Source organism: Thermoanaerobacterium calidifontis, assembly GCF_055381745.1.
Genome location: NZ_AP042436.1, coordinates 1,562,214 through 1,575,565, shown reverse-complemented (window position 1 = coordinate 1,575,565; position 13,352 = coordinate 1,562,214). Strand labels below are relative to the sequence as shown.

14 protein-coding genes are annotated in these 13,352 nt (G+C 33.9%); all 14 read left to right on the top strand.

All coding sequences use genetic code 11. The annotated features are described in order from the left end of the window. Positions 1-32 precede the first annotated feature (32 nt). The 14 genes from ACZ42G_RS08270 to smc all read left to right on the top strand — a co-directional run bounded on the left by ACZ42G_RS08270 (position 33) and on the right by smc (position 13,340). Entirely contained in the window at positions 33-524 is a 492-nt protein-coding gene (locus ACZ42G_RS08270) for a YceD family protein (RefSeq protein WP_085112014.1), read from the top strand. Between the two features lie 12 nt (positions 525-536). Continuing rightward, positions 537-719 carry a 50S ribosomal protein L32 gene (gene rpmF, locus ACZ42G_RS08265; RefSeq protein WP_013788139.1) on the top strand — a complete coding sequence of 61 codons (183 nt, stop codon included), beginning with the start codon at positions 537-539 and terminating at the stop codon, positions 717-719. 107 nt (positions 720-826) lie between these two features. Further along, a complete protein-coding gene (gene fapR / locus ACZ42G_RS08260) occupies positions 827-1,417 on the top strand; it encodes a transcription factor FapR (protein ID WP_013788138.1) in 591 nt (196 codons plus the stop codon). Further along, on the top strand, positions 1,414-2,415 hold the full coding sequence (gene plsX, locus ACZ42G_RS08255) for a phosphate acyltransferase PlsX (protein ID WP_274892835.1): 1,002 nt from the start codon (positions 1,414-1,416) through the stop codon (positions 2,413-2,415). Before fapR ends, plsX begins: the two co-directional genes overlap by 4 nt. Then, positions 2,402-3,403, top strand: a complete 1,002-nt coding sequence (locus ACZ42G_RS08250) for a beta-ketoacyl-ACP synthase III (protein ID WP_274892834.1) — start codon at positions 2,402-2,404, stop codon at positions 3,401-3,403. Before plsX ends, ACZ42G_RS08250 begins: the two co-directional genes overlap by 14 nt. Before the next feature lie 10 nt (positions 3,404-3,413). After that, entirely contained in the window at positions 3,414-4,361 is a 948-nt protein-coding gene (fabK, locus tag ACZ42G_RS08245; protein ID WP_085112011.1) for an enoyl-[acyl-carrier-protein] reductase FabK, read from the top strand. Next, the gene (fabD, locus tag ACZ42G_RS08240; RefSeq protein WP_464850053.1) at positions 4,358-5,290 is read left to right on the top strand and encodes an ACP S-malonyltransferase; all 933 of its coding nucleotides are present in this window, start codon (positions 4,358-4,360) and stop codon (positions 5,288-5,290) included. Before fabK ends, fabD begins: the two co-directional genes overlap by 4 nt. Continuing rightward, complete coding sequence (gene fabG, locus ACZ42G_RS08235; RefSeq protein ID WP_085112009.1) at positions 5,291-6,034, top strand: 3-oxoacyl-[acyl-carrier-protein] reductase; 744 nt, start codon at positions 5,291-5,293, stop codon at positions 6,032-6,034. A gap of 40 nt (positions 6,035-6,074) precedes the next feature. Further along, a complete protein-coding gene (acpP, locus tag ACZ42G_RS08230) occupies positions 6,075-6,305 on the top strand; it encodes an acyl carrier protein (RefSeq protein WP_013297969.1) in 231 nt (76 codons plus the stop codon). A 57-nt stretch (positions 6,306-6,362) separates the two neighbouring features. Continuing rightward, positions 6,363-7,592 (top strand): beta-ketoacyl-ACP synthase II, encoded by a 1,230-nt coding sequence (gene fabF, locus ACZ42G_RS08225; protein WP_085112008.1) that lies wholly within the window; start codon positions 6,363-6,365, stop codon positions 7,590-7,592. A gap of 13 nt (positions 7,593-7,605) precedes the next feature. After that, the gene (gene rnc / locus ACZ42G_RS08220; RefSeq protein ID WP_085112007.1) at positions 7,606-8,304 is read left to right on the top strand and encodes a ribonuclease III; all 699 of its coding nucleotides are present in this window, start codon (positions 7,606-7,608) and stop codon (positions 8,302-8,304) included. Further along, entirely contained in the window at positions 8,301-9,365 is a 1,065-nt protein-coding gene (locus ACZ42G_RS08215) for an elongator complex protein 3 (RefSeq protein ID WP_274892833.1), read from the top strand. The genes rnc and ACZ42G_RS08215 overlap by 4 nt, the downstream gene beginning before the upstream one ends. A gap of 95 nt (positions 9,366-9,460) precedes the next feature. Next, positions 9,461-9,721 (top strand): stage V sporulation protein S, encoded by a 261-nt coding sequence (locus ACZ42G_RS08210; RefSeq protein ID WP_013788129.1) that lies wholly within the window; start codon positions 9,461-9,463, stop codon positions 9,719-9,721. A gap of 70 nt (positions 9,722-9,791) precedes the next feature. Continuing rightward, positions 9,792-13,340, top strand: a complete 3,549-nt coding sequence (smc, locus tag ACZ42G_RS08205) for a chromosome segregation protein SMC (RefSeq protein ID WP_274892832.1) — start codon at positions 9,792-9,794, stop codon at positions 13,338-13,340. Positions 13,341-13,352 lie beyond the last annotated feature (12 nt).

The window sequence follows — 13,352 nt, the reverse complement described above, 5'->3', positions numbered from 1 at the left end:
ATTAATTTTGGCAATTATATTGGGGTGAGAAAATGAAAATTGATTTATCAAAAATTAAGGGACATAGGGGTCGCAGCATTGAAGTCAACTACGTAGAAAATCTGAGTGTTCTTGAGGCAAATAGCAACAGATACGTGGTTATAAAGCCAATTACCGTTACTGGAAGCATAACACACGACAGTGAAGGGATAGTTTTAAAGCTTTTAGCACGTGGGGCTATTAAAGTAACATGCGATAGGTGCCTTGATGAATTTGAGTATGAGTTTGTAATACCGATTGATGAAGTAGTGAACGAGTCTGATGATGAATTTTCTGGTGAAGTGGAAGATGAAAAGCTTGATTTGACGAAGATTGTAATTGAAAATGTAGAACTTTCTCTTCCGATGAAATTCATTTGCTCCAATGATTGCAAGGGTCTATGTCCTACTTGTGGTAAAAATCTTAATCATGAAAAATGCGATTGCCAAATAAAAGAAATTGATCCACGCCTTTCAGTTTTGAATAAATTACTGCAGAAGATGTAGGAGGTGTATAGTATGCCAGTTCCAAAGCGTAGAACATCTAAGGCAAGAAGAGATAAGAGAAGGCATAGCCATAGTTTAGCTGTACCTGCTTATGTTTTGTGCCCACAATGTCACGAACCAAAATTGCCTCACAGAGTTTGCTTAAGCTGTGGTTATTACGATGGTAAAGAGGTATTGAAAGTGGAAGAAAAGTAATGGAGTTTTCTCTATTACTTTTCTTTTTTATTTCTTGACTTTTATATACGGCGTAATTTATAATTATGAGTAAGTCATAAAAACAACTTATATTTGGAGCTGATAATGTGGCCACGAAGCTTAGTAAAAGAGATAGACTAAAAAAATTAAAAATTGAGATTGAAAAATATCCATTTTATACTGATGACGAATTAGCTGATTTGTTTTCGGTTAGCGTTCAGACGATAAGGCTGGATAGAATGGAATTAGGTATTCCAGAGCTTAGAGAAAGAATAAAGAACGTTGCTGAAAAAAATTATAACAAGGTAAAAGCAATAGTAGGCAGCGAAATAGTAGGTGAGCTTATTGATTTAGAGTTAGGAAAAAGCGGAATATCTGTTTTCGAGCCTACGCCTGAAATGGCTTTTTTAAAGACGAAAATTATAAGAGGTCATTACATATATTCACAAGCAGAGTCTTTGGCGATATCTGTTATCGATGCTGAGGCTGCATTGATAGGTGTTGCAAATATAAAGTATAAATATCCAGTCAAGATAGGTGATAGGCTTGTCGCAAAAGCAGAAGTAACCAGAAAAAGAGGGAATAAATATTTTGTATGGGTTATGATTAAAGTGAAAGATAGAGAAGTGTTCAGAGGCAAATTTATATTAGTATCTTTAGAAAGCGATAGCACCGAAAAGGAGGTGCAACAACCTTGAAAATAGCAGTTGATGCTATGGGAGGAGATTATGCTCCATATGAAATAATAAAAGGCGTTGAAAAGGCATTAGATAGTTTTGATATAGAAATAGTTTTGGTTGGAAACAAAGAGCAATTATATAAATATGTAAAAGAAAAAGATGGCTTGACTATTGTACATGCAAAAGATGTAATTACAAACAATGAGCCACCTGTAGCCGCCATAAGGAAAAAGAAAGATTCTTCTATGGCTGTTGGCATTGAAATGCTTAAAAGGGATGAAGTGGATGCTTTTTTATCAGCAGGCAATACGGGTGCTTTAATGGCGGGTTCGCTTTTTAATATTGGAAGGATCAAAGGGATAGATAGGCCAGCGTTGGCACCAATACTGCCAACTTTGAATGGTGCCACGATTTTACTTGATGCAGGTTCAAACACAGATTGCAAACCAATAAATTTGTTTCAGTTTGCTATAATGGGAAGTGTATATGCACAAAAAATGCTTAATGTCGAGAACCCTAAAATTGGATTGTTTAATATTGGCGCTGAAGAAGAAAAAGGAAATGAGCTTACAAAACAAGTTTACGATTTAATAAGAAATTCTCATTTAAATTTCATTGGAAATGTCGAGGGTAGAGACATTGCTTATGGGATTGCAGACGTTGTAACATGTGATGGATTTGTTGGAAACGCCATCTTAAAGTCGATGGAAGGGACTGCATCTGTAATATCATCCTTGTTAAAGCAGGAGCTTCAAAGGAATATATTTACTAAATTAGGTGCTATGTTAATTTACGGTGCTTTAAAGAACATAGTTAAGAAAATGGATTACACTGAATATGGTGGTGCTCCGCTTCTTGGTATAAAGAAACCTGTTATTAAGGCTCATGGAAGTTCGAAAGAAAAAGCAATTTTTAATGCTATAAGACAGGCTAAAACAATTGTGGAAATGGATGTTATATCACACATCCAGAGGGAAATAGAATTGATTGGAGATGATATAAGTGCTGCAAAATAGAGATTTCAAAGCTGGAATTTTGGGAACGGGAAGTTTTGTCCCAGAAAACAAGTTGACAAATCAAGATCTAGAAAAGATGGTGGATACTTCAGATGAATGGATCGTATCGAGGACAGGAATAAAGGAAAGACGCATTGCACCACAATCAATGACTACGTCTTACATGGCAACTGAAGCGGCAAAAAAGGCTATTGAAGATGCTGGAATAGAAGCTTCAGAAATAGATTTAATTATCGTTGCAACTGTCGTTCCGGATATGAATTTCCCTTCTACTGCTTGTCTTGTACAGGCAAATATTAAAGCTACAAAAGCAGCGGCTTTTGACATAGAAGTAGGATGTTCTGGATTTATATATGGCCTTTCTATAGCAAAACAGTTTGTGGAGAGTGGTACATATAAGACTGTCCTTGTGATTGCAGCAGACGTGTTATCAAAAATAACCAATTGGGAGGACAGGAATACTTGTGTATTATTTGGTGATGGAGCAGGGGCTGCTATAGTAGGTCCGGTTAAAGATGGATACGGAATTTTAGACAATGTCATTGGGGCTGATGGAACTGGAGGAATGCATTTATACATGCCAGCTGGTGGTTCGCGAATGCCAGCAAGTGAAGATACTGTAAAAAACAAATTACATACAATCCATATGAATGGGCAGGAAGTTTTTAAATTTGCAGTCAATGTCATGAATACAGCAACTGTAGAGGTTTTAAATAGATGCGGATTGAAACCTGAAGATGTAGATCTTTTTATACCACATCAAGCAAATATTAGAATAATAGATGCAGCAATGAAAAAGTTGAAACTGTCAAAAGAAAAAGTTTTTATCAACTTGGATAAATACGGAAATATGTCTGCAGCTTCTGTCATTGTCGCTTTAGACGAGGCTTTAAAAGCAGGGAGAATAAAAAATGGAGATATAATTTTGATGGTTGCGTTTGGCGCTGGTTTAACGTGGGGTTCTACTGTGATAAAGTGGTTGAGATAGGAGTGAGAACATGATAAAGACACAGATTACTGATTTATTTGGCTTGGAATATCCTATATTTCAAGGTGGAATGGCTTGGGTTGCAACAGCAGAATTGGCTGCTGCAGTTTCAAATGCTGGTGGACTTGGCATTATTGGTGCAGGAAATGCACCTGCCAGTTTTGTCAAAGAACAAATAAGAAAAGCGAGAGAATTGACTGATAGACCTTTTGGCGTTAATGTAATGTTAATGTCGCCATTTGTTGATGAAGTTATGGATGTTGTGATAGAGGAAAAAGTAAGTGTTATCACTACAGGTGCTGGGAATCCAGGCAAATATATAAACAGGTTGAAAGAAAACAATATAAAAGTTGTTCCTGTTGTTCCATCTGTTGCATTGGCTAAAAGAATGGAATCAATTGGGGTCGATGCGGTTGTAGCAGAAGGAACAGAATCAGGTGGACATATAGGTGAGCTTACTACTATGGCTTTAGTGCCTCAAGTTGTCGATGCGGTGAGTATACCTGTCATAGCGGCAGGTGGCATTGGCGATGGAAGAGGTGTTGCTGCAGCTTTTTGCCTTGGAGCTCAAGGTGTTCAGTTGGGTACGCGATTTGTGTGTTGTACGGAGTGTACAGCAAATGAAAAATATAAGGAGTACATAATAAATGCTAAGGACAGAGATGCAGTTGTGACTGGCAGAACTACAGGCCATCCTGTAAGATCTTTAAAAAATCATCTTACAAGAGAGTTTGAAAAAGCAGAGCAAAACGGAGCTTCAAAAGAGGAATTGGAACAGTTAGGTGCAGGAAAGTTAAGAGATGCAGTAGTATATGGAGATGTTTTGAATGGTTCTGTTATGGCTGGTCAAATATCTGGTCTTATAAACGATATTAAGCCTGCTAAAGCAATAATTGAGGATTTGTTTAATGATGCTGAGAAAATTATTGTAAGTTTATATGGGGGCTTTAAAAGATGAAGATTGCATTTATATATCCAGGACAAGGTGCACAATATACAGGAATGGGCAAAGAAATATATGAAAATTTTGCTGAAGCAAGAGAAGTTTTTGAAGAGGCAAATGATGCATTAAAATACGATATTACTAGATTATGTTTTGAAGGTCCTGATGAAGAATTAATGAAGACGGAAAATACACAACCTGCCATATTGACGGTAAGTATTGCATTGACTAAGGTGCTATCAAAAAGAGGGTTGAAAGCAGATGTGACGGCTGGCTTAAGCTTAGGTGAATACAGTTCTCTTGTATATTCAGGTGTATTATCTTTTAAAGATGCAGTGAAGCTTGTGAAGAAAAGGGGAGAATACATGCAAAATGCTGTTCCAATAGGTATAGGAGGAATGGCAGCAATAATAGGGCTTGACAATGAAGTGGTAGAGAATATATGCTATAATGTAAGAGAATTTGGTGTTGTTGAACCAGCTAACTACAATTGTCCAGGGCAATTATCGATTGCAGGTGAAATTAAAGCTTTAGAAAAAGCTGTAGAACTTGCTAAAGAAAAAGGGGCAAAAAAAGCAGTTATGTTGCCTGTTAGTGCACCATTTCACTGCAGTATGCTTAAGGATGCAGGCATTAAACTAGAAGAAGATTTGAAGCAGGTTCCAATATTTGATATGTCAGTTCCAGTCATTACTAATGTTACTGCGGATTACCTTAAAATTGACGAAGTTAAAAAGACCTTAGTGAAACAGGTAAGCAGTCCTGTTTTATGGGAACAATCAGTAAGAAAGATGATTGATGATCAAGTTGAAGTTTTCATTGAAATAGGGCCAGGGAAAACACTTACTGGATTCATGAAAAGAATAGATAAGACGAAAAAAGCTATCAATTTTGAAGATACGAGTTCGCTTGATAAACTTTTATCCAGTTTGGAGGTAAACTGAATGGATAGGGAAATTAAAACGGCATTAGTGACAGGAGGAGGAAAAGGGATAGGGAAAGCTATCGCCTTAAAGTTAGCAGAAGACGGGTATAATGTCGTAATTAATTATTCAAAGAGTTCGAAGGATGCTTTAGAGACTGTTGAAGAAGCTAAAAAGTTTGGCGTTGAATCTTGTGCTTTGAAATGTGATATTTCAAATTATAATGAAGTTGAAAAAATGGTCAATGACATAATCGATATGTTCGGTAATATTGACGTTGTTGTAAATAATGCTGGAATAACAAAAGATAACCTTATACTTAGAATGTCAGAAGATGACTGGGATAATGTTATAGATGTTAATTTAAAGGGAACTTTTAATGTAATAAAATTTGTTTCTAAGTATATGATAAAAAGAAGAAAAGGGAAAATTATAAACATATCTTCAGTAGTAGGTGTGATTGGAAATGCAGGCCAATCCAATTATGCGGCATCTAAAGCTGGAATTATAGGTTTGACAAAATCTTTGGCAAAAGAATTAGCGTCCAGAGGAATAACTGTTAATGCTATTGCGCCTGGTTTTATAGAAACTGATATGACAGATGTATTAAGTGAAACAGTAAAATCGTCAATGTTGAATTCCATACCATTAAAAAGAGCAGGAAAACCACAGGATATAGCAAATGTAGTGTCTTTTCTTGCCAGCAATGCTTCAGATTATATTACAGGACAGGTAATCAATGTTGACGGAGGAATGGTAATGTAATATTATTCTAATATGGGTGCTTTGAGAGGAGGTGAACTTTATGGAGTTTGAAAAGATTAGAGACATAATCGTTGAACAATTGGGAGTAGATCCAGAAGAAGTCACTATGGAATCATCTTTTATAGATGATCTTGGAGCAGATTCACTCGATATAGTTGAATTAATCATGGCGCTTGAGGAAGAATTTGATGTTGAAATTCCTGATGAAGATGCAGAAAAAATTAAGACAGTTGGTGATGTAGTAGAATATTTAAAAAATCTTGAAAAGTAATATTAAGTCCCGCAATTGCGGGACTTAATTAGATAATTATTTGATGGAGGATTATCTATGAACAGGGTTGTAATAACTGGTATAGGAGCCATAACTCCAATAGGTAATAACATTGATGATTTATGGAATTCTCTTATAAATGGAAAGTCGGGAATTGATAGAATTTCCAGATTTGATGTTTCAGCTTATCCAACGAAACTGGCGGCAGAAGTGAAAGATTTCGAACCGACAGATTATATTGATAAAAAAGAAGCCAAGAGGATGGACAGATTCACTCAGTTTGCTTTGGCATCTGCAAAAATGGCTTTAGCAGATTCAGGACTTGACCTTGCCAGTGAAGATTTGGATAGAATAGGCGTTGTGTATGGCTCAGGAATAGGTGGAATAGAAACGTTAGAAAATCAACAGAATATTTTAAGGGAGAAAGGTCCAGGAAGAGTAAGTCCTTTTTTTGTTCCGATGATGATAGCCGATATGGCAGCAGGGCTCATATCGATTACTTTTGGACTTAAAGGACACAATGAAACGATAGTCAACGCATGTGCATCAAGTTCCAATGCCATAGGTGATGCATTTAAAGTAATTGAGCGCGGTGATGCGGATATAATTGTTACTGGTGGCAGTGAAGCTGCAATAACACCTTTGGCAATTGCGGGATTTTGCTCAATGAAGGCGATGTCAACAAATGAAGATCCTAAGACTGCGTGCAGACCTTTTGATGCTAATAGAGATGGATTTATAATGGGAGAAGGGTCGGCTACACTTGTCCTCGAGTCATTGGATCATGCGTTAAAAAGAGGTGCTAAAATATATTGTGAGATTGTGGGTTATGGTGCTACTGCCGATGCTTATCATATAACTGCACCTGCGCCTTTGGGCGAAGGAGCAGCGAGAGCGATGAAACTTGCACTAAAAGATGCTGGTATTGTGCCAGATGATATTGATTATATAAACGCACACGGGACTTCTACAGAGTACAACGATAAATATGAAACTATGGCTATTAAAAATGTATTTGGAGAACATGCTTATAAATTAAAAATCAGTTCCACCAAGTCTATGACAGGACATATGCTTGGAGCATCAGGGGCTGTGGAAGCTGTAGCTACAATACTTGCTATAAAAAATGGAATTGTTCCGCCTACTATCAATTATGAGACTCCAGATCCTGAATGCGATTTGGATTATGTCCCAAATAAAGCTTTAAAGATGGATGTAAATTATGCTTTGTCAAATTCTTTTGGCTTTGGAGGGCACAATGCTTCATTAGTGTTTAAAAAATATTGAAAGAGGCACAATCATGGAGTTAAGCGATAGATATGAAAATTTAGAGAAAAATATCGGTTATACTTTTAATAATAAAAAATTACTTAAAAATGCTTTAACACATAGTTCATGGGCAAATGAAAGCAAAAACTTTCTAAGCAGCAATGAAAGATTGGAGTTTTTAGGCGATTCTGTATTGAGCATTGTAATAAGTGAATATTTATATAAAAATAGGACTGATTTGGAAGAAGGCTATTTGTCAAAGTATAGAGCCGAAATAGTCTGTGAGCCTTCACTTGCGCGATGTGCAAGAGAGATAGAGATTGGCAAGTATTTAAATATAGGTAGAGGTGAAGAGATGACAGGTGGCCGCAATAGGGATTCTATCCTTGCAGATGCGATGGAAGCTTTAATAGCGGCAGTCTACTTGGATTCAGATCTTAAAACAGTAAGTGAAGTTGTATTAAGGCTCTTTGAGAAAATTATAAACGAAGTTTTAAGCGGATTAATATATCGGGATTATAAAACAAAGTTGCAAGAAGTAACACAAAAAATGGGCTCAGAAAGAGTGAATTATAAACTAATAGATGAATATGGGCCTGATCACAATAAGATGTTTGTGATAGAAGTTTTTGTCGGTGAAAATAGACTTGGTAGAGGAAAGGGAAGAAGTAAAAAAGAAGCTGAGCAATATGCAGCCATGGAGGCTTTAAGCAAGATGGGGTTAATATGAAAGATATCTACATTATACCGATTTTTGTTCCACATTTAGGATGTCCTCATAAATGTGTTTTTTGCAATCAAGACGAAATAACTGGTTTGAAATCGGAAGTAAATGAGGAATACGTAGAAAGAACTATCGAAGATTATTTGAAGACTATTCCGAAATATGCTCACGTTGAGGTTTCCTTTTATGGTGGAAGCTTTACCGGAATACCATTAGAGATACAAAAGAATTTTTTGTCGATTGCACAAAAATATTTGGCTTCAGGAAACATAGATGCAATTCGATTGTCTACCAGGCCTGATTATATAGATGAGATTATTCTTGACAATTTAAAAAGGTATGATGTTTCGATCATAGAACTGGGAGTACAAAGCCTGGATAATGAAGTGCTATTAAGGAGCCATAGAGGTCATAGCATTGATGATGTTTATAGAGCATCAAGGCTTATAAAAGAATATGGATTTACATTAGGGCTACAGATTATGGTAGGATTGCCGGGTGATACTAGACAAAAAACATTAAAAACAGCGGATGAGATAATTTCATTGAAACCTGCGTTTGTAAGGATTTATCCTACTCTCGTTTTGAAAGGCACTTATTTAGAAAAAATGTATAAAAATGGAGTGTATATGCCTATTAGTTTGGAAGATGCTGTGGAGATTTCAAAAGAATTGTACATCAAATTTAAGAAAAACCATATAGATGTAATTAGAATAGGACTACAAGCAACAGATGCGATAAACGTAAATAGAGATGTAGTAGCTGGTCCGTTTCATCCAGCGTTTGGAGAGTTAGTAAAGTCGTCTATTTATAAAGATGTTGTTAAACATCTTTTTCAAAATAACGATATTAAAGAATGTACGGTGTTTATTTATGTCAATCCTCGTTCGGTTTCAGCTTTAATTGGAAACAAAAAAAGAAATAAGATTTACTTAGAATCGGAATTTGGCGTAAAAATTAATATAGTTCAGCTTGAAGATGTTAAAGAAGACAGCGTGCTTTTAGAATATGACGGACGTGTATTTAAAAAATCAATAGAAGATTACATAAATGAGTCCACTATATGATCTTAAAAAAATTTTTATAAAAAGAAGGAATTAGTCATTATTTATAGAATATATATTTTGTATTCATTTTCAATTCTACTAAGGAGGTTATTATAGTGGAGGTTCTAAAAGTATCAGCTAAATCTCAACCTAAATCTGTAGCAGGTGCATTGGCGGCTGTATTGAGAGACAAGTCTGTAGCTGAGATACAGGCTGTCGGAGCGGGAGCCGTAAATCAGGCTGTTAAAGCTATAGCAATAGCAAGAGGATTTGTGGCCCCTAATGGTATAGATTTAATTGCTATACCAGCTTTTTCAGAGATAGAAATAGAAGGGGAGACCCGAACAGCAATAAAGTTCATAGTAGAACCAAGATAATTAAAACCTGCTAAAGCAGGTTTTAATTATCTTGTGGAGTGCCTTTTAATTCTAATTTTTGGAGGGTCTTATGTTTTTAAAGAAATTAGAGATAATAGGATTTAAGTCCTTTGCAGATAGAGTTGTATTGAATTTTGAAAAGGGAATTACAGCAATTGTTGGTCCAAACGGAAGTGGAAAAAGCAATATTTCAGATGCTGTAAGGCTTGTTTTAGGAGAACAAAGTATCAAAAGTTTAAGGGGAAATAAATTAGAAGATGTCATTTTTGTAGGCACAGAAAATAGAAAGCCGTTGAGTTTTGCGGAAGTTACGTTGACACTTGATAACAGTGATCACATGCTTCCACTGGATTTTACTGAGGTGGTAATAACCAGAAAAATATTTAGATCAGGTGAAAGCGAATTTTACATAAACAAGACGCAATGCAGATTAAAAGATGTATTTGAGCTGTTTATGGATACAGGAATAGGGCGAGATGGGTACTCTATCATTGGTCAAGGTAAAATCGATGAGATTTTACTGTCACGACCAGAAGATAGAAGGCAAATTTTTGAGGAAGCTTCTGGAATTTCAAAATACAAATATAAAAAGGAAGAGGCACAAAAAAAATTAGTTGTGACGAATGAAAATATAAATAGGATAAACGATATATTGCTGGAGCTTCAAAATCAATTGGAACCTCTGCATGAACAAAAAATAAAAGCAGAAACTTTCCTGAAATTACAGGAAGAAAAAAAACGCATTGATATAACAATTTATTGCCATGATATAGATGAGCTTTTTAAAAAGTTAAATAATTTTAAATCAGATTATACTGTGATTGAAAAGAATGTGTTGAAATTAAAAACAGAAATCGAAAGCAAAAAAAACACTTTAAATGAAGCGGAATCAGAGCTTGAAAGTTTCAAAGAGCAATTAGACAGAAAAAAACAAGATTATTATAATTCTATAAATGAGATAGAGACATTAAATGGAAAGATAGAACTTTTAAATGAAAAAGTAAAAAATAGTGAAGAAAATATAGATAGATTAAAAAAATCTCTTGAAGATAGTAAGAATAAATCATCTCTTACATCAAAAGAAATAGGTGTAATTAATGACAGCATAAAAGAGATTGAGTCAAAGAAACAATATTTTGAATCAGAATTAAGCATCCTTATTTCAAGGTATGAATCTATAAAAGAAGAGTCTAGTTTAAAACAAATGGAAGTTGAATCTGCAAAAGAAGACGTAGTTGACATTTTAAATGAGATTGCAGAGAATAATAACATTCTTTCAAAGACGGAAATAATGAAAAATAATTTATCCGAAAAATTAAATGATTTAGTTAAAACACAAAACAATCTGCTAAACGACATTGAACTTAAAAATCATGAAATAAACGAAATACAAAATAACATTGAAAGCCTTAATAGTGAATTAGTTATATTTAATGATGATAAAAATTTGACTGAAGAAAAATTAAAGTCATTAGAAGATAATATAAAGATTCAAAATGGGAAATATGAAAAAACATTAAATGAATACAACAGCGCGATAGCTAAGTTAAGGCTTCTAAGGGATATGGATAAAGAATATGAGGGATATAATCACAGCATTAAAAATTTGATGAAGTACATTGAGAAGAATGAGTCATTAAGAAAGAATGTATTAGGTGTAGTTGGAGAATTAATTGATGTAAGAAGTGAATATTCTTTAGCTATTGAGATAGCATTAGGTTCAGCAATTCAAGACGTTATAACGGAAACTACCGAAAGTGCTAAGGATCTCATATCTGTGCTTAAAAAGAATAATTTTGGTAGAGCGACATTTTTGCCACTTGACAATATAACGTACAAACCATTTGATAAATCATTTAATAACTGCGATGGAGTAATAGGATTGGCTTCTGATATTATTGATTACGATAAAAAAATTGAAAAAGCGATAAAATTCATTTTAGGAAGGGTAATAGTAACAAAGGATTTAGATACTGCTATTTCGCTAAGTAGAAAATTTAAAAATCAGTTTAAATTAGTGACATTAAAAGGTGAAGTCATTAATCCTGGTGGTTCTATAACTGGAGGAAGCGTCTTAAAGTCTCAAAATATATTGAAGCGGAAAGAAGATATTAAACTTGAAGATATAAAATGCAATAAATTGGCAAAAGAATTAAAAGAATTGGAAAAGCACAAAGATACTTTAACCAAAGAAATGGAAAAAACAAAAGAAAAATTGGATAATATAATAAATAACATTAATATTAAAGCAGGCATTTTAAATGACTTGATGAAAAATAAATCTTCTTTAGAGATGGAGATAGAAAAATTAAGCACGATTATAAAACAAAGTGAATTAGAAGAAAAACAGATAAGAGATATTATAAATAGCTATGACAAGGAAATTAATAAATACAAAGATAACATATCGCAACTTAATCAAAAAAAAGCTTGTTTAGACAAATTGATCAGAGATTATAAAGACAACAAAGATTCTAGTGCTGATGTTCTCAATAAGCTAGAGGTAGAAATAACTAATTTAAAAATTGAATTAGCAAAATATGAGCAAAAGTTGATGAATGATGTTTCGAAATTAAATGAAAAGGAGTTAGAATATAGCAACATTACTGGATCAATTATTGAGATAGAAAAAAGCATTGACAAGTATGAAAATTTAAAAATAATGTATGAAAAAGATATAAATAGAACTAATGAGAAAAGTGAAATTTTAAATGAAAGGCTTAAAAAGATTAACGAAGAAATACATGAAATAGAAAGAAAGATTGAGACGAAATTGAAAAACATAAATATAGATAAAGAAATATTGGATAAATTAGAAAATGAATATTCTAAAGAAATAGAAAAGAAACGATTAAAAGAATTGAATATTCAAAAACTTGAAATGGAAATTGAAAATATCAAAAATAAACTTTGGGAAGATTATGAGATGACTTTCAACAATGCAAAAGCGAATTTAATAAATGAAAATATTTTGACATTGAGGCAGCAGTTATCAAAAATTAATGCATCTATTAAAGAGTTAGGAATAGTCAATCTAAATGCAATAGAGGAATACAAAAATTTAAAAGAACGATACGATTTTCTGAAAATGCAATATGATGATTTGGTGGAAGCAAAGAATTCACTTAATTCAATTATTGATGATGCAAATAAGATTATAAAGGCCAAATTTAAAGATAATTTTAACTTAATCGAAGCACAATTTAAAGAAACATTTAAAAAATTGTTTGGCGGTGGGAGAGCAGAGTTAATTTTGACAAATCCTGATGATTTGCTTAATACGGGGATAGAAATAAATGTACAGCCTCCTGGGAAAAAGCTTCAAAACATTTCTCTCCTATCAGGTGGCGAAAAAGCATTAGTTGCAATATCATTGCTATTTGCTATGATATTAATAAGACCGACACCTTTTTGTATACTCGATGAAATAGATGCTGCGCTAGACGATGCAAATGTGGATAGATTTGCATCTTACTTGAAAGACCTTTCACGTGAATCACAGTTTATAGTTGTGACTCACAGAAAAGGTACCATGTCAGTTGCTGACACATTATATGGAGTAACTATGCAGGAAAAAGGTGTTTCAAAGTTATTATCGTTAAAATTAGAAAGTGCTTAGAAAGGAATGTAA

Coding starts and splice junctions, on each gene's coding strand:
- fabD (WP_464850053.1), top strand. CDS start 4,358: ATGAAGATTGCATTTATATATCCAGGACAAGGTGCACAATATACAGGA.
- fabF (WP_085112008.1), top strand. CDS start 6,363: ATGAACAGGGTTGTAATAACTGGTATAGGAGCCATAACTCCAATAGGT.
- smc (WP_274892832.1), top strand. CDS start 9,792: ATGTTTTTAAAGAAATTAGAGATAATAGGATTTAAGTCCTTTGCAGAT.
- acpP (WP_013297969.1), top strand. CDS start 6,075: ATGGAGTTTGAAAAGATTAGAGACATAATCGTTGAACAATTGGGAGTA.
- ACZ42G_RS08215 (WP_274892833.1), top strand. CDS start 8,301: ATGAAAGATATCTACATTATACCGATTTTTGTTCCACATTTAGGATGT.
- rpmF (WP_013788139.1), top strand. CDS start 537: ATGCCAGTTCCAAAGCGTAGAACATCTAAGGCAAGAAGAGATAAGAGA.
- fabK (WP_085112011.1), top strand. CDS start 3,414: ATGATAAAGACACAGATTACTGATTTATTTGGCTTGGAATATCCTATA.
- rnc (WP_085112007.1), top strand. CDS start 7,606: ATGGAGTTAAGCGATAGATATGAAAATTTAGAGAAAAATATCGGTTAT.
- fabG (WP_085112009.1), top strand. CDS start 5,291: ATGGATAGGGAAATTAAAACGGCATTAGTGACAGGAGGAGGAAAAGGG.
- ACZ42G_RS08270 (WP_085112014.1), top strand. CDS start 33: ATGAAAATTGATTTATCAAAAATTAAGGGACATAGGGGTCGCAGCATT.